This window comes from Hyphomonas sp., from assembly GCF_036964145.1.
Taxonomy (GTDB): Bacteria; Pseudomonadota; Alphaproteobacteria; order Caulobacterales; family Hyphomonadaceae; genus Hyphomonas.
On record NZ_JBALUC010000018.1, the window covers coordinates 1 to 587 of the forward strand.

1 protein-coding gene is annotated in these 587 nt (G+C 42.8%); it reads left to right on the forward strand.

Annotation, left to right across the window (positions count from 1 at the left end):
• Positions 1-587, forward strand: a 587-nt coding sequence (locus tag V7660_RS17190) for an N-succinylarginine dihydrolase (RefSeq protein WP_335604276.1), incomplete at both ends; no start/stop codon positions are given.

Consider the following 587-nt stretch of genomic DNA (forward strand, 5'->3'; position numbering starts at 1 on the left):
ATTCAAGCCAAATTTTACTACAGCAAAACCCAGACGTAATAGACCAAGGTGTGTTTCATAATGATGTAATTGCAGTAGGTAACGCCAATGTATTACTGTGCCACCAGCAAGCATTTTTAAACCAAGCACTGGCACTGCAAGATATTCGCGAAGCGTATGTAGGCAATAAAGAATTTTACATTATTGAAGTACCTACCGACAAAGTAAGTATTTCCGATGCTGTAAGTAGTTACTTATTTAATAGCCAGTTAGTGAGCCTTGAAGATGGTTCAATGCTGTTAGTGGCACCACAAGAGTGTAAACGCAACAGCGCGGTTAACGCCTACATTGAAGAAATGATTATGGCTGATAACCCAGTAAACCAAGTGCAGTTTTTTGACCTGCGCCAAAGTATGCAAAATGGCGGAGGCCCTGCGTGCTTGCGTTTACGTGTAGCCCTTAACGAGCAAGAACTTGCTGCGGTAAACCCTGAGGTTATTTTAACTGATACTAAATACACACAACTGTGTGACTGGGCAAAACGTAACTACCGCGACAAATTAGGCGCAAGTGACTTTGCAGACTCAGCCCTGCTCACTGAAAGCTAC